This window comes from Micromonospora coerulea (assembly GCF_016598485.1).
GTDB lineage: Bacteria > Actinomycetota > Actinomycetes > Mycobacteriales > Micromonosporaceae > Micromonospora > Micromonospora coerulea.
The window spans coordinates 62,045-77,158 of record NZ_JAEMUW010000003.1 but is presented as its reverse complement, the minus strand read 5'-3'; the positions used below and the strand labels follow the sequence as shown (position 1 = coordinate 77,158).

The 15,114-nt window shown below is 72.4% G+C and carries 12 protein-coding genes; 4 read left to right on the top strand and 8 right to left on the bottom strand.

The window, feature by feature from the left end; genetic code table 11:
• Nucleotides 1–128: 128 nt before the first annotated feature.
• Together I8N68_RS04940 and I8N68_RS04935 are read right to left on the bottom strand one after the other, a co-directional pair.
• Nucleotides 129–2,327 carry a (Fe-S)-binding protein gene (locus I8N68_RS04940; RefSeq protein WP_200208315.1) on the bottom strand — a complete coding sequence of 733 codons (2,199 nt, stop codon included), beginning with the start codon at nt 2,325–2,327 and terminating at the stop codon, nt 129–131.
• A 354-nt stretch (nt 2,328–2,681) separates the two neighbouring features.
• Nucleotides 2,682–2,945 carry a cell division protein CrgA gene (locus tag I8N68_RS04935; RefSeq protein ID WP_200208309.1) on the bottom strand — a complete coding sequence of 88 codons (264 nt, stop codon included), beginning with the start codon at nt 2,943–2,945 and terminating at the stop codon, nt 2,682–2,684.
• A 227-nt stretch (nt 2,946–3,172) separates the two neighbouring features.
• On the opposite strand from I8N68_RS04935, the gene I8N68_RS04930 reads away from it, so the two are divergent.
• Genes I8N68_RS04930 through I8N68_RS04915 form a run of 4 tightly spaced genes read left to right on the top strand, consistent with a single transcriptional unit; the run spans nt 3,173 to nt 6,945 of the window.
• Entirely contained in the window at nt 3,173–3,979 is an 807-nt protein-coding gene (locus tag I8N68_RS04930; RefSeq protein WP_200208302.1) for a DUF881 domain-containing protein, read from the top strand.
• Nucleotides 3,976–6,009: a class E sortase gene (locus I8N68_RS33530; RefSeq protein ID WP_307812612.1), complete on the top strand. Its 2,034-nt coding sequence runs from the start codon at nt 3,976–3,978 to the stop codon at nt 6,007–6,009. Before I8N68_RS04930 ends, I8N68_RS33530 begins: the two co-directional genes overlap by 4 nt.
• Before the next feature lie 2 nt (nt 6,010–6,011).
• The gene (locus tag I8N68_RS04920; protein WP_200208287.1) at nt 6,012–6,290 is read left to right on the top strand and encodes a hypothetical protein; all 279 of its coding nucleotides are present in this window, start codon (nt 6,012–6,014) and stop codon (nt 6,288–6,290) included.
• Between the two features lie 4 nt (nt 6,291–6,294).
• Nucleotides 6,295–6,945 carry an aminodeoxychorismate/anthranilate synthase component II gene (locus I8N68_RS04915; RefSeq protein ID WP_200208284.1) on the top strand — a complete coding sequence of 217 codons (651 nt, stop codon included), beginning with the start codon at nt 6,295–6,297 and terminating at the stop codon, nt 6,943–6,945.
• A gap of 57 nt (nt 6,946–7,002) precedes the next feature.
• Here the strand turns inward: I8N68_RS04915 and pknB are convergent, their stop codons facing one another.
• Genes pknB through I8N68_RS04885 form a run of 6 tightly spaced genes read right to left on the bottom strand, consistent with a single transcriptional unit; the run spans nt 7,003 to nt 15,113 of the window.
• Nucleotides 7,003–8,814: a Stk1 family PASTA domain-containing Ser/Thr kinase gene (gene pknB, locus I8N68_RS04910; protein ID WP_200208282.1), complete on the bottom strand. Its 1,812-nt coding sequence runs from the start codon at nt 8,812–8,814 to the stop codon at nt 7,003–7,005.
• Nucleotides 8,811–10,196: a serine/threonine-protein kinase gene (locus I8N68_RS04905; RefSeq protein ID WP_200208280.1), complete on the bottom strand. Its 1,386-nt coding sequence runs from the start codon at nt 10,194–10,196 to the stop codon at nt 8,811–8,813. Before I8N68_RS04905 ends, pknB begins: the two co-directional genes overlap by 4 nt.
• A gap of 1 nt (nt 10,197) precedes the next feature.
• Nucleotides 10,198–11,703 (bottom strand): peptidoglycan D,D-transpeptidase FtsI family protein, encoded by a 1,506-nt coding sequence (locus I8N68_RS04900; protein ID WP_200208278.1) that lies wholly within the window; start codon nt 11,701–11,703, stop codon nt 10,198–10,200.
• On the bottom strand, nt 11,700–13,187 hold the full coding sequence (locus tag I8N68_RS04895) for an FtsW/RodA/SpoVE family cell cycle protein (RefSeq protein WP_200208276.1): 1,488 nt from the start codon (nt 13,185–13,187) through the stop codon (nt 11,700–11,702). Before I8N68_RS04895 ends, I8N68_RS04900 begins: the two co-directional genes overlap by 4 nt.
• Nucleotides 13,188–13,215: 28 nt before the next feature.
• A complete protein-coding gene (locus tag I8N68_RS04890) occupies nt 13,216–14,631 on the bottom strand; it encodes a PP2C family protein-serine/threonine phosphatase (RefSeq protein ID WP_200208274.1) in 1,416 nt (471 codons plus the stop codon).
• Entirely contained in the window at nt 14,628–15,113 is a 486-nt protein-coding gene (locus I8N68_RS04885) for an FHA domain-containing protein FhaB/FipA (protein ID WP_200208273.1), read from the bottom strand. Before I8N68_RS04885 ends, I8N68_RS04890 begins: the two co-directional genes overlap by 4 nt.
• Between the last annotated feature and the right edge of the window lies 1 nt (nt 15,114).

Sequence of the window (15,114 nt, the reverse complement as noted above, 5' to 3'; positions counted from 1 at the left end):
TTGCACGCGCCGGCCCGGGGCACGACTTCGCGCCCGGGAGGCCGGGGTCGCCCGCGCGCCACAACGACGGCGGCGGCACCCGGTGGGTGCCGCCGCCGTCGGGCGTGCGCTGTCGCGGGGGTACGACCTCAGCCGGCGACCGGCGTGGCCTGCTGCTCGCCCGGCGCCGTCTCCGGCTTGACGGAGCGGAGCAGCACGCTGGCCACGTCGATGACCTCGACCTGCTCGCCGGCGCCCTTGCCGTTGACCCCGTCGTTGAGCATCGTCGAGCAGAACGGGCAGCCGACGGCGACCGTCTTCGCCCCGGTGGCCATGGCCTCCTCGACCCGGTCCACGTTGATCCGCTTGCCGATTTTCTCCTCCATCCACATCCGCGCGCCGCCGGCGCCGCAGCAGAAGGAGCGCTCGCTGTTGCGCGGCATCTCGGTGAGCTCGCCGGCGATGGCGTCCCCGAGGACCTCGCGGGGAGCGGCGAAGACCCGGTTGTGCCGGCCCAGGTAGCACGGGTCGTGGTAGGTCACGCCGCCGTCGACCGGCTGCACCGGGGTGAGCTTGCCGGTGCTGACCAGGTGGGCCAGGAGCTGGGTGTGGTGGACCACCTCGAACTCGCCGCCGAGCTGGCCGTACTCGTTGCCCAGCGTGTTGAAGCAGTGCGGGCAGGTCGCGACGATCTTGCGCTTGGCCTTCTCCCGGCCCTCGAACGCCTCGTTCAGGGTCTCGACGTTCTGCTGGGCGAGCATCTGGAAGACGAACTCGTTGCCGATCCGGCGGGCCGGGTCGCCCGAGCAGGTCTCGCCCTCACCCAGGATCGCGAACTTCACGCCCGCCTCGTTGAGCAGCGTGGCGACCGCCCGGGTGGTCTTCTTCGCCCGGTCCTCGAACGCGCCGGCGCAGCCGACCCAGAACAGGTACTCGAAGTCGTCGACCTCGCCGACCCGCGGCACCTCGAAGTCGAGGCCCTTGGTCCAGTCCTCGCGGGTGTTCTGCGGGGCGCCCCACGGGTTGCCCTTGTTCTCCAGGTTGCGGAGCATGACGCCGGCCTCGGACGGGAAGCTCGACTCGATCAGCACCTGGTAGCGACGCATGTCGACGATGTGGTCGACGTGCTCGATGTCGACCGGGCACTGCTCGACGCAGGCACCGCAGGTGGTGCAGGACCAGAGCACGTCCGGGTCGATGACTCCGCCCTCCTCGGCGGTGCCGATCAGCGGCTTCTCGGCCTCGGCGAGGGCCAGCACGTCGACGTGGGCGAGCTGCGCGGCGGTGGCCTTCTCCTCGCCGGTCAGGTCCTTGCCGCCGCCGGCCAGCAGGTACGGCGCCTTGGCGTACGCGTGGTCGCGCAGGCTCAGCACCAGCAGCTTCGGCGACAGCGGCTTGCCGGTGTTCCAGGCCGGGCACTGCGACTGGCAGCGACCGCACTCGGTGCAGGTGCTGAAGTCCAGCAGGCCCTTCCAGGAAAACTGCTCGACCTGGGCGACGCCGAACTGGTCCTTCTCGGGGTCGGCCTCCTCGAAGTCGAGCGGCTTGCCGTCGCTCATCATCGGCCGCAGGGCACCGAGGCCGGAGCCGGCGGGCTTGGCCGGCTCGCGCTTGAAGAAGATGTTGAAGAACGCCAGGAAGCGGTGCCAGGCGACACCCATGGTGACGTTCAGCGAGATCACGATGAGCCAGGTCATCGAGATGACGATCTTGATGAGGGCGGCGACGCTGACGCCGGCCTCCCAGCCCGGGAGCGCGTTGCCGATCGCGTGGCTGATCGGGGTGGCCCAGACCGGGTACTCGAACTGGTCCGTGGCGACCTTGAAGCCGCGGATCAGGAAGCCGAAGATCAGGACCAGCAGCACGACCCACTCGACGAAGTAGCCCTGCCACATGGTCGAGCCGGTGAACCGGGACCGGCCGCCCGGCCGGGTGGGCCGGTTGCGCAGCCGGATCGCCATCAGCACCACGATGCCGGCGAAGCCCAGCACGCCGATGATCTCGGTGGCCAGGCCGAAGATCATCCAGTGCCCGATGATCGGCAGGCCGCCGCCGGGCGTGACCACCTCGAAGTACGCCTCGAGCACCAGCAGCGACAGCACGACGAACGCGACCATCACGAACCAGTGCGCGGCGCCGACCACGCTCCACTTCAGCATGCGGGTGTGCCCGGCGGTCTCGACCAGCATGGTCTTCGCGCGGGCGCCCTTGTCGGTGAACCGCTCCGGCGCCGGTTGCCCCAGCCGGATGACTGCCACCATCTTCATGACCGCGCGTACCGCAAGCCCCACCGCCACGGCGGTGATGGCGGCCGCGAGGATCGTGGCGACGATCTGGACGCTGCCCATCGAGTTGGCCTCCCGGTCTGCTGCCTGTCGAGCGGCTCGGCGACCGGGTACGGCTCACGGCGCGGGTGGCGTTGCGCCGCTCCCGCTGCCCCGACCCGACCGGCCGATGACCTCGCTCCGCTCGGTCATGCAGTGCAGCCTACGCGCAAGGTTACCCAGCAGTAACGTGAGTCATCTCGCATCCGGCCACGCCGCCCTGCGGACACCTTAGGGGGACCCGGCTCGATCCGCCGGACAGGGGCGGCGCGGCGTGACGAACATCCGCCGCCACGGCGGGGCGCTGGCTGGCCAGCCGGCGTACGACAGGCCAACGGCCCGGACCCCGAACGGGGACCGGGCCGGACGTCGACCGGGTCAGCGCCAGCGGGAGAGCAGGATGAGCGAGGCGACCATCGCGCCGAAACCGACCGCGAGGTTCCAGTAACCCCACGACATGACCGGATAGGCCTGCTCGGAAAGGTAGTAAACGACCAGCCAGCCGATCCCGGCGACGATCAGCGCGACAGCGGTGACGGGCAGCCAGACCGGGCTAGGCTTGCGCGTCGCCGCCGTCGCCGTCGGACGCACGTCCGTCGGCGGGGTGTACACCTTCTTCTTGCGGACCTGAGACTTGGGCACGACGCTCTCCAGAGGGGTGACGACCTCGTCCGGCCTGACAACCGGGCGCGGGGGCGACGGTCCATGGCCAATAATGTTCGACAGCTAGCGTAGTCCCGACGGACCGTCCCGGCCACGAATGGGGTCACGCCGGTGCACGGAGTGACCGAAAAGTGGGACTTTTCGGGTCGAGCAGCCCGGTCCACCCCCTCGCGGGCCGGCACGAGACGACGGGAAGGGAACGCCCGGTGGAGTACACGTCCGGCGCCGCCTCCTGGCAGAAGGTCCTCCGGCGGGCCGTCGCCGGCCTGCTGCCGCGGCGCGCACGTCAGCGCCGACCGGGCTGGTCGATCGGGGTGCCGTTGATCGCCGCCGCGGCGGGACTGCTCTTCACCACCACGGCCACCACCGCCGGCGGTACCCCGCTGCGGGAGGACCGCCGGCCTCAGCTGACCCAGCTGATCGAGGACCGGCGCGAGCAGGTCGAGACGAGCGAGCAGCGCGCCGCTCGGCTCCGCGCCGAGGTGGAGAGCCAGACCGCCGCCCTGGCCGACACCGACGGCCCGATCAAGGCCCAGCGGGACCGGGCCGCCGCCAGCCGGCAGGCCGCCGGTTTCACCGCGCTCACCGGCACCGGCGTCACCGTCGAGCTGAACGACGCCGCCCGGCGGGCCGACCAGGTCCTGCCCAAGGGCGTCAGCAACGACTACCTGGTGGTGCACCAGGGCGACGTCCAGGCGGTCGTGAACGCCCTCTGGGCCGGCGGCGCCGAGGCCATGTCAATCATGAATGTCCGCGTGCTCAGCACCAGCGCGGTACGCTGCGTCGGTAACACCCTGCTGCTGCACGGCCGGGTGTACTCCCCTCCGTTCAAGATCGTAGCGATCGGCGATCCCGCTGCCCTCCAGCAGGCCCTCGCCGCGTCCGAGGGAGTCCGGTTGTTCAGGGATGCCGTCGACCATTACCAGCTCGGCTACTCAGAGACCGTGTCCACGGTGACCGTGCCGGCGTTCGAGGACTCGACCGCCCTCCGGTCCGCGACGGTGCCCCAGTGACCCAGGAAGACCGCTCGGCCGGTCCCGACGGGCGTCACCGCGACCACAGCGAGGACCCGACCGCCTTCCTGCCCAAGGTCGACCGGCCCGCGGTCCCGCCCCGGCCCGCGCTCGACCTGCCCTGGCCGGAGCCGACCGGGCCCCGCTCCTCGACGCCGCGTCCGCAGGCGGCCGCACCCGCCCCCGCACCGGCCCCGGCCCGCCGCCCGACCCCCGCCGGCCCGGCTGCCCAGGGGCCGCCGGCGCCCCAGCCTCCGGCCGGGCAGGGCCCGGTCCACCGCCCGGCCACCCAGGGCCCGACCGCCCAGGGCCCCGCCAGCCAACGCTCGGCCGCCTACAGCACCACCACCCGAGGGCCGGCCACCGACAGCACTGCCACCCAGAGCCCGGCCGGCCAGGGCCCGGCCGGTCAGGGCCCGGCCGGTCAGGGCCCAGCGGGGCGGGGCCTGGCGCACCGGCCGGCGACCGCGAGCCCGGCCGCCGGTGGCCCGGCCCAACGTCCGGCCACCGCCGGGCCGGCCGGCGCCCCCGCCGGACCCGCCGACCTCTTCCGCGCACCGCCGCCGGCCTGGCCCGGCAACACCCAGTCCCGGCCGCCGGCCCCGAGCAGCGCGCAGCGCCCGGCCACGCCCGCCGACCAGGCACGCCGCCCGGAATCGCCCGACCAGCCGCCCGCGGTCCGGCCCGCCAACCCGGCGGTACGTCCCGCGGCCGACGGCGACGCGCCGACGGCGATCATTCCCAAGGTGACCGCCCGGCCGGAGAGCCGATCCGCCGCCACTCCGGACGGCGGCGTCGCCGCTACCGGGAACGGTGGACGATCCGCCGACGCCCCGCGCAGCGGCTCACCCGCCGACAACCGGGCCGGTCGCGTGCCCGAGGCCGCGCCGCTGGCCCACGGGTCGCTCCGGAGCGCCGCGCTCGGCGACGGCCTGCTCCGGCCCGGGGCCCCGGACGGCGGCGCGGCCCGGACCGGGACGCCGGCCGATGGCATGACCCGGGCCGCAGCGCCGGCCGATCGCGTGACCCGGGCCGGGGCGCCGGGCGGCGTACCCGGCGCCGGAACGCCGGCCGACGGCGCGCCGGCCCGGCCGGGAGTCGGCCGGGGTCCCGCGGACCCGGCCGCCACCGCCGTGATTCCGGCCGTCACTGGTCGACCGGCCACCCCTCCGGCCCTCGACTCGACCGCGCTGATGGGCGCCGTGCCGCCCGTCCGGGACACCGGCGACGCCCGCGACGGCGAGCCCGACACCCCCGCCGAGCCGCCGCGCCCGCGCCGAGGCGAACGCGTGGTGCAACTCCGCCCCGAGCAGACCGGTGAGGGCTACAAGAGCGTCTACTCCGAGCTGACCCGTCCCAGCCTCGCCTCCCGGCTGCGAACCGGCGTCCGGATCACCGGCGAGGTGCTGATCACCTTCGGCCTGGTGGTGCTCCTCTTCGCCGGCTACGAGATCTGGGGCAAGTCGGTCATCGTCGACGCCCATCAGAACGACCTGACCAGCGAGCTCGCGCAGGAGTGGGCGCCCGACCCGACCGTCGGGCCGACCGCGCCCAGCGCGAAGCCCGCGCCGCCGGTGGAGGGCAAGCCGATCGCCGGCCTCTACATCCCCGAGTTGGACAAGCACTGGGTGGTGGTCGAGGGGGTTACTCCGGACGACATCCGATACGCCCCGGGCCACTACCCGAAGAGCGCGCTCCCCGGCGAGGTGGGCAACTTCGCCGTGGCGGGGCACCGCATCCGGGCCACCTTCTGGCGGCTGGACGAGCTCAGGACCGGTGACGACATCGTGGTCGAGGGCAAGAACGAGTGGTTCATCTACAAGGTCTACCGAAGCCACATCGTCAAGCCGTACCAGGTCGAGGTGGTGGCGCCGGTGCCGATGAAGCCGGACGCCAAGCCGACCGAGAAGCTGCTCACCCTGACCACCTGCAACCCCAAGTTCGACAACTACCAGCGCCTGATCATCCACGCCCGGTTCGACCACGCCCAGGCCAAGTCGGCCGGTCGCCCGGCGGAGCTGGGAGGCTGACGATGTACGCGTGGATCTGGCGCAGGCTCCCGTTCGGGCTGGCCGGAAAGCTGGTCGGCTCGGTGCTGCTCACCGCCGCGACAGTGGCGCTGCTCTGGTTCGTGCTGTTCCCGTGGGCGGAGCCGCTGCTCCCCTTCGACGACGTCCAGGTCACCCAGGACTCCGGCGACACCCCCGGTCAGGAGGGCGACCTCACCGTGCCCAGCAGCGCACCCACCGACGAGGAACTGCCGTACAGCACCGAGACCAACAACGCCCCGCCCTCGACCCCGAGCAGGTGAACCGATGCGCGTCCTGGTGATCGACAACTACGACTCGTTCGTCTTCAACCTCGTGCAGTACCTCGGCCAGCTCGGCGTGGACTGCGAGGTCCGGCGCAACGACGAGATCGACGTGGCCGAGGTCGGTCGGGCAGGCGCGGACGGCGTACTGCTCTCCCCCGGGCCGGGCAGCCCCGACCGCGCCGGCATCTGCCTGGACGTCATCCGGAGGTACGCCGGCAAGCTCCCCCTGTTCGGCGTCTGCCTCGGCCACCAGGCGATCGGCGAGGCGTTCGGCGCGACCGTCACCCGGGCGCCCGAGCTGCTGCACGGCAAGACCTCCGAGGTACGCCACTGCGGGGTCGGGGTGCTCGCCGGGCTGCCGGATCCGTTCACCGCGACCCGGTACCACTCGCTGGCCGTGCTGCCCGAGACGCTCCCGGACGAACTGGAGATCACCGGGCGGACGGAGTCCGGCGTGGTGATGGCGATGCGGCACCGGACGCTGCCGATCGAGGGCGTCCAGTTCCACCCGGAGTCGGTGCTGACCGAGGGCGGGCACCTGATGCTGGCGAACTGGCTGGCCGTCTGCGGCTACCCGGAGGCGCTGGAGCGGGCACCGGAGCTGGCCGCCGAGGTGGACGCCCGCCGCCGGGCCGCCTTCGCCGCCGCCTGACTCCGCTCCTGCCCGCCTGGCTTCGATCCCGGCTCGTAATCAACCTCGGCTGGTCGATCAGTCAGTCGACAGGCGCGCCGGCGGCGAGGTGGGGAGGGGGAAGCCACCTCCACCACCGGGCGCGGTCGGCGAGCCGCTCGGGTCGGGGGTCGTCGGCGTCACGCTCGGCGACTCGGTCGGCGTCGGCTCCGGGACAGAGACCTCGATGGTGACCCGCTCGCCCTTGGCCAGCTTGATGCCGGCTTTCGGGTTTTGGCTCGTCACCTTGCCGGCCTGGTCCGCGGGCACCTCGTCGCCCTCCCGCACCCGCACCCGGTAGCCGGCATCCTCCAACCGCTTCGTTGCCTGCTCCTTGGTGTAACCGGTGACGTCGGGAACCTCGTTGACGTTGCCTCGCGAGACCTGCACCTTGATGGTCGAGCCCTCGGGAACCTTGCTTCCCTCCACCGGGTCGACCTTGACGACCGTCCCTTCCGGCGCGCTGTTGTCGACCAGGCTGTCGTCGACCTTGAGATTCAAGCTCTCGAGCTGCTGCTTGACGTTCTTGAACTGGGAACCGATGAGACCAGGAGGAATCGTGGCCTCCTTCTTCCCGCCGCAGACAAAGACCGTGACGTTCCGGTTCTTCTCCAACGGCGTGTCAGGCTGCGGGTCCTGGTCGACCACGGTCCCCTTCTGGCAGGTGTTGCTGAGCACCTGGTCACCGACCAGGGGACTGAAGCCCGCCTGCTGGAGCTCCGCGAAGGCGACGGCCTGGCTCTTGTTCTTGACATTCGGCACGCCGATCTTGTCGGCGCCCTTCTCGTTGAGCAGGAGGGCGGCGACCAGGGCGATCACGGCGAGCACGCCGAGGGCCGCGAAGGTGGCGATCACCCAGGAGGAGCTCTTGCGCTTGCCGGGATCGCCGACCCGGGCGGGGACCTGCCGAGTCTGCGGCCCCATCACCTGGGTCTGGTAGCCCGCCCCGGCGGGCGCCATCGGCGCGGTCTCGTCCTCGCGCAGCACCGGGGTGGCCATCACCGGCCGACCGGCGGCCGCCCGCAGCAGGTCGGCCCGCATCTCGCCGGCGCTCTGGTAGCGGTTGAGCGGGTTCTTCGACAGCGCCTTGAGCACGATGGCGTCGACCGCAGGGTTGACGTCCGGGTTGATGTCGCTCGGCGTCGGCGGCGCCTCCCGGACGTGCTGGTACGCGACGCTGACCGGGCTGTCACCGACGAACGGCGGGTGCCCGCAGAGCAGCTCGAACAGCACGCAACCGGCGGCGTACACGTCGGAACGGGCGTCGACCGCCTCGCCGCGCGCCTGCTCGGGTGAGAGGTACTGCGCGGTGCCGATGACCGCGCTGGTCTGGGTCATCGTGGTGGCGCCGCTGGCCAGCGCCCGGGCGATGCCGAAGTCCATCACCTTGACCTGGCCGGTCTGGGTGAGCATCACGTTGCCGGGCTTGATGTCCCGGTGGATGATGCCGTGCCGGTGGCTGAACTCCAGCGCCGCGCACATGTCCGCGCAGATCTCCAGCGCCCGGCGCGGCTGGAGCCGCCCCTCGACGCCGAGGACCTCCTTGAGGGTCCGCCCGTTGACGAACTCCATCACGATGAACGGCAGCGTCTCGCCGGTCGGCGCGGTCTCCTCGCCGGTGTCGTACACGGCGACGATGGCCGGGTGGTTGAGCGAGGCGGCGTTCTGCGCCTCCCGACGGAACCGCATCTGGAAGGTGGCGTCCCGGGCCAGGTCGGTCCGGAGCATCTTGATCGCGACATCCCGACCGAGCCGGAGATCGCGACCGCGGTGCACCTCCGCCATGCCGCCGTAGCCGAGCAGCTCGCCGACCTGGTACCTGCCACCGAGCAGGCGGGCCTGCGCTGTCATCGCGTCTCTCGTCCTTCGCTCGTCGTCGTCTCGCCGCCACCGGGCTGGAGCCGTACCCCAAGACGGTACGACGTCCCGACCGGCAGGCCGGCTCCGTGGGCCCGCACCGCGCCGGAGGTCACGCTCACCGGAGCGAGCGCGCCGGTGTCACCGGACGCCGCGCTCTTCCGGAGGTTGTAGGAAATCACGCCGGAGCAGAGCAGGACCAGTGCGGCCACCAGGATGGCGGCCCACCACAGCCCGGCCCGGGACCGGCGGGGTGCCGGCAGGGGCGCAGCCGGGGTGGCCGGCGGCCGGGCGTACCCGAGGGGATTGTGCTGGCGGGGCGGCGGGACCGGCGCCGCACCACGCGGAGCGACCGGCGATGCCGCCGGCGGTCGGGGCGGCGACGCGGGCGGCGCCACCGCGGTCGGTCGGTGCGCCATCGGCGGGTGCGGCGCCATCGCGGGCGGCCGCGGCTGCTGCCGGGCCGCGGTCGGCACCTGGGCGCGGGCCGACGGCGCGGCCGGCGACCCCGGTACGCCGGAGATCGGACCCGGTTGACCACCGTTCCGCGCCTGCTGCGACAGCGCCAGCTTGGTCTGCCGGGCGACGCTGGCCAGGGCGGCGGCGCTCGGCCAGCGGGCCGCCGGATCCTTCGCCAGGGCCCGCTCGACGATCGCCTTGACCTGTGGCGGGATGTCGCCGGGCAGCGGCCGGGGCGTCTCGCGGACGTGCTGCATGGCGATCTCGAGCGGGTTGTCGCCCTCGAACGGACGCCGGCCGGCCAGGCACTGGTACGCGACGACGCCGAGGGCGTACACGTCGGAGGCGGGCGTGGCGACCGCGCCGGTGGCCTGCTCGGGCGAGATGTAGGAGGCGGTGCCGAGCACCGAGCCGGCCGCGGTGAGCTGACCGACCAGGTCGGAGCGGGCGATGCCGAAGTCGGTGAGCACCAGCGTGCCGTTCGGCCGGACCAGCAGGTTGCCGGGCTTCACGTCGCGGTGCACGATGCCCTTCTCGTGCGCGGCGTGCAGCGCGTCGGCCGCCTGGGCCAGCAGGGCCATCGTGCGGGCCGGGGTGAGCCGGCCGACCCGGCTCAGCGTCGAGGAGAGGGCGTCACCCTCGACGTACTCCATCACCAGGAAGGCGATGTGCTGGTCGCTGCCGAAGTCGTAGACGTCCACCACGCCCGGGTGGTTGATGGTGGCCATGGTGCGCGCCTCGCCGCGGAACCGCTCGGCGAAGCCGGGCTCGTCGAGCAGCGCCGGGAGCAGGCTCTTCACCGCGACCGTACGGCCCAGCACCTGGTCGGTGCCGCGCCACACGTCGCCCATGCCACCGCTGGCGATCCGCTCGTCGAGGCGGTAGCGGTTGCCGAGCTGGACGCCGGGGCTGAGCATGTCAGCGACCCCCGGCGTCGGCGATGGCCGCCTGCATGATGCGGCCGGCGATCCGGGCCGCCTCGGCGCTGCCGCCGCTGCCCGCCCGCTCCAGCTCCACACAGACCGCGGAGACCGGCGTGCCGTTCTTGTCGAGCGCGAAGCCGATGAACCAGCCGTGGTCGGGGGTGTCCGGCCCGGACTGCGCCGTACCGGTCTTGCCGCCGACGGTGTAGCCGTCGATCGCGGCCTTCCGGCCGGTCCCGTTCTCGACCACGCTCTCCATCATGTCGCGCAGGTCGCTGGCGACCTGGCCGCTGACCGGCCGGCGCAGCTCCCGCGGCTTGGCGGTGTAGTAGCTGGTGGTGCGGTCCGGGGCGAGGAGCTGCTTGACCAGGTACGGCCGCATCTGGCTGCCACCGTTGGCGACCGAGGCGGCGATCAGCGCGCCCTGGAGCGGGGTCATCCGCACGTCGCGCTGCCCGATCGAGGACTGGGCCAGCGCGGCCGGGTCGGTGGCGCCGCCGGGCGCCGCCATCTCGCCGGTCCGGCTGGCCGCCACGCCGAGGCCACCCTCGCCGAGCTGCCCGACGGTGAGGTCCTCCTGCTCGAAGCCGAACTGGCGGGCCTTCTCCTTGAGCTTGTCCGCGCCGAGCCGCACACCGAGCTGGGCGAAGCCGGTGTTGCAGGACTCGGTGACCGCCTCCTTGAGGGTCACCTGGGGCTCGGGGCAGATCCCTTCCGCGGCATTGCGGATCGGCTGGCCCGAGGTCGGCGGAGTCCAGGTCCGCCCGGCCGGGATCTGGGTCTGCTGGCCGATCCCGCTCTCCAGTGCGGCGGCGGCCACCACGACCTTGAAGGTCGAGCCGGGCGGCAGCGTCTCCGACAGGGCCCGGTTGGCCAGCGGCCGGTCCGGGTCCTTCTCCAGCTGGTTGTACGCCGCCGCCGCCTCGTTGGTGTCGTGGCTGGCCAGCGGGCTCGGGTCGAAGCTCGGCATGGAGACCAGCGCCTGCACCGCGCCGGTCCGCGGGTCGATCGCGATGGCCGCGCCCTTGCTCGCGCCGACCTGGTTGTCCCGCAGCTGCTTGAACGCCGTGTCCTGGGCCCGCTTGGAGAGGGTGAGCAGCACGTTGCCGCCACCGGTCTCCTCCCCGGTGAACATGTCCTTCACCCGGTTGGCGATCAGCTGGTTGCTGGTGCCGGCGAGGAAGTCGTTCTCGGTCCGCTCGATGCCGGTCTCGGCGAGGTTGACCGGCTTGTAGCCGAGCACGTGCGCGTACGTCTGCCCGCTCGGGTAGGTGCGCTGGAACCTCAGCTTGCCGCCGGTCTCCTTGCTCAGCGCGTACGCGGTGCCGCCGACCTCGATGTTGCCGCGCTTGCGCTCGTACTCGGCCACCTGGACCCGGCCGTTGTAGTCGCTGTTGCGGTATTCATCCGCCTTGTAGCCCTGGATCCAGTTGAGGTTCGCGAAGAGCAGGCCGAAGAGGATCATGACGACCACGCCGACGCGGCGCAGGGGTGCGTTCACGGCCGGATCACCTCCGTGGGGGCACCGTGCAGCTGCTCGGGCGGGGCGCCGGACGGGCGGGCCGCCGGGCCGCCACTGGTCACCGGCCGGCGCGCGCCGTCGGAGACCCGGAGCAGCACGGCGATGAGCAGCCAGTTCGCCATCAGCGACGAGCCACCGGCGGAGAGGAACGGGGTGGTCTGGCCGGTCAGCGGGATGAGCTTGCTGATCCCGCCGACGATGACGAAGACCTGGAGGCCGAGGGTGAAGGCGAGACCGCCGGCGAGCAGCTTGCCGAACGAGTCCCGCACCGCCAGCGCGGCTCGCAGGCCCCGCTCGACCACCAGCAGGTAGACCACCAGCAGCGCGGAGAGGCCGAAGAGGCCGATCTCCTCACCGATGCCGGCGAAGATGAAGTCGGTCTGCACCTCGGGCAGCAGGGTCGGCTGGCCGCCGCCCGGGCCGGCGCCGAAGAGTCCACCGGTGCCGAGGGTGAGCAGGCCCTGCACCAGCTGGTAGCCGCGGTCGTACGGCTCGGCGAACGGATCCAGCCAGATCTGCGCCCGGTCGTAGAAGTTGAGGAAGGGACCGCCGACCGTGCTGCCCAGCAGGTACGCCAGGTAGGCGCCGCCGAAGAACAGGATCAGACCGATGAGCAGCCAACTGACCCGTTCGGTGGCGATGTAGAGGGTCACCACGAACATGCCGAAGTAGAGCAGCGACGTGCCGAGGTCCTTCTCGAAGACCAGGACCAGGAGACTGATGATCCAGACCACCAGGACCGGGCCGAGGTCCCGCCCACGCGGGAAGTCGATGCCGAGCACCCGGCGGCTGGCCAGGGAGAGCACCTCGCGCTTGCGGACCAGGTAGTACGCGAAGAAGGCGAGCAGGGCGAGCTTGGCGAACTCACCCGGCTGGATCGAGAACCCGCCGACCCGGATCCAGAGCTTGGCGTTGTTGATCTCGGAAAATCGGGCCGGCAGCACCGCCGGGATCATCACCAGCACGATGCCGGCCAGACCCAGGGTGTACGCGTACCGGGAGAGCGAGCGGTGGTCCCGCATGATCGCCAGCAGCCCGGCGGCCAGGATCACCGCACCGAGCGTCCAGGCGAGCTGCCGGCCACCGGTACCGGCGAAGATCGCCAGCGTCTCCCGGTCCGCCGGGGCGGCCTTGGCCAGGTCGTACCGGCGCAGGAAGCCCACCCCGATGCCGTTAAGCAGCGCGACCGCCGGTAGCAGCGCCGGGTCGGCGAACGGCGCCAGCCACCGGATCACCAGGTGCAGGCCGAGGAAGACCAGCCCCAGCGCGGCGGCCGGCATCCAGAAGTCCGAGGTGACCGTGTCCAGCACGTTCGCCTCGACCGTCGCGGCGTACGCCGCCACCAGCACCATGGCGAGCAGGAGCAGCGACAGCTCGGCGTTGCGCCGGGACCGGGCCAGGCGTACGCCGGCAGCCTCGCCCGTCGAGGCGGGCGAGGCTGCCGGTGCGGCCGCTGCGGTCACGGATGGGTCCTCGGTGTCGAGCCGACGTTCACTCCGGCGACCGGCAGCCCGCCGGGTCGGCCGGCGAGACGGTGTCGGAGGGGACGGCGTCGGGCGTGGTGGTCGGCGCGGGTGTGGCGGTCACGGGCGGTGCACCGCTGGCGCTGACGGCCGGGCCCACCGCGGACGCGGTGACGGCTGGTGTCGGGCTGACCGGGGCGGCCGTCGGACTCGGCGGGCAGATCGGCTTCAGGTTCGGGTTCGCCGGATCGTCGCTGGTCAGCTCGGCCAGCCGGCGCTCCGCGTCCGGCTCGCTCTTGGCCTGAATGCCCTGCTTGACCTGCTCCTGCGCGGCCAGCGTGAGGTCGTCCAGCTTGGCGCCGCTGGTGGAGTGCACGCTGGACAGGTCGAGGCCGGCGATCTGGCCGGGCACGCCACGGAACACGGCGAGCTGCCCCTGCTCGGTGGCGCCGACGTAGTACTGCCGCTGGGTGTAGCTCCACCCGGCGAAGAGGCCGCCGCCGAGGATCACCAGCAGCGCCAGCAGCATCGCCGCGCTGCGCAGCGGGCGGTGCCGGCCCCGCTCCGCCTCGTCGTCGCGGCTGTCCGCCGGTTCCTCGGGGACCGGCGGGCGCGGAGCGGACAGCGCCGAGGCGCGGGCCGCCGGGGTGGAGACGTCGGCCGAGGTGGCCATGCCACGATCCCGGGCGGCGGCACCGCCGACGATCGGCGAGGCCTCCACGATGTCCTGGTCGGTGGCGTCGGCGATGATCACCGTGATGTTGTCCGGGCCGCCGCCGCGCAGGGCGAGCTGCACCAGCCGCTCGACACACTGCTGCGGGTCGGTGTACTCCCGCATGGTGTCGGCGATGGTGTCCGCACTCACCACACCGGAGAGCCCGTCGCTGCAGATCAGGTAGCGGTCGCCGGGCAGCACCTGGCGGACGCTGTACTCCGGGTCGATGTCGCGGCCGTCCAGGGCGCGGGTGAGCAGCGAGCGCTGGGGGTGGCTGCTCGCCTCCTCCGCGGTGATCCGGCCCTCGTCGACGAGCATCTGGACGTACGTGTCGTCCTTGGTGATCTGCGCGAACTCGCCGTTGCGCAGCAGGTAGGCCCGCGAGTCACCGATGTGGACCATGCCGAGCTTGCTGCCCGAGAAGAGGGTGGCGGTGAGCGTGGTGCCCATCCCCTCCAGCTGCGGGTTGGCGTCCACGGTGTCGCGGAGTTGTTGGTTGGCGGTGCCCACGGCCGAACGCAACGCGTCGACGAGGGCGTCCCCAGGGACGTCCTCGTCGAGGGGCGCCATGGCACCGATGACGATGTTGCTGGCGACGTCACCGGCGGCCATGCCGCCCATGCCGTCGGCGACGGCGAGGAGCCGCGGCCCGGCGTAGACGGAATCCTGGTTTCCGTCTCGGATCAGACCGCGGTCGCTGTGGGCCGCATAGCGCAGGGTCAGAGTCATGGCCGTAATTCGAGAGAAGTGCGGCCGATCCGGATCGGCACGCCGAGGGGGACGGGGGTTGGTCCGGTGACCTTAGCGCGATCCAGATAGGTGCCGTTAGTCGAGCCGAGGTCCTCGACGAACCACTGTCCCTCGCGTGGCAGGAGCCGGGCGTGCCGCGCTGACGCGTAGTCATCGGTGATCACCAGGGTGGAGTCCTCGGCCCGCCCGATCGTGATCTGGGCTTCACCGAGGGTGATCCGGGTACCGGCCAGCTGGCCGGCGGTGACCACCAACTGGTGGGCCGCCCTGCCCCGCTTCACCTTCGCCGGCTTCGCCGCCTGGCCGGTCGAGGCGCCGACCGCGCGCGGCGCGGCCACCAGCCGACCTGACCGGGCGCCTGCGAACAGGTCCCGACGGATCACGCCGACCACCGTGAACACGAAGATCCACAGCAGGATGAGGAACCCGAACCGGGCGACGGTGATGACGAGTTCCGGCAAG

Excerpts from the sequence above, each read along its gene's own strand:
- pknB (WP_200208282.1), bottom strand. The coding sequence starts at position 8,814 with ATGACAGCGCAGGCCCGCCTGCTCGGTGGCAGGTACCAGGTCGGCGAG.
- I8N68_RS04940 (WP_200208315.1), bottom strand. The coding sequence starts at position 2,327 with ATGGGCAGCGTCCAGATCGTCGCCACGATCCTCGCGGCCGCCATCACC.
- I8N68_RS04905 (WP_200208280.1), bottom strand. The coding sequence starts at position 10,196 with ATGCTCAGCCCCGGCGTCCAGCTCGGCAACCGCTACCGCCTCGACGAG.
- I8N68_RS04915 (WP_200208284.1), top strand. The coding sequence starts at position 6,295 with ATGCGCGTCCTGGTGATCGACAACTACGACTCGTTCGTCTTCAACCTC.
- I8N68_RS04920 (WP_200208287.1), top strand. The coding sequence starts at position 6,012 with ATGTACGCGTGGATCTGGCGCAGGCTCCCGTTCGGGCTGGCCGGAAAG.
- I8N68_RS04890 (WP_200208274.1), bottom strand. The coding sequence starts at position 14,631 with ATGACTCTGACCCTGCGCTATGCGGCCCACAGCGACCGCGGTCTGATC.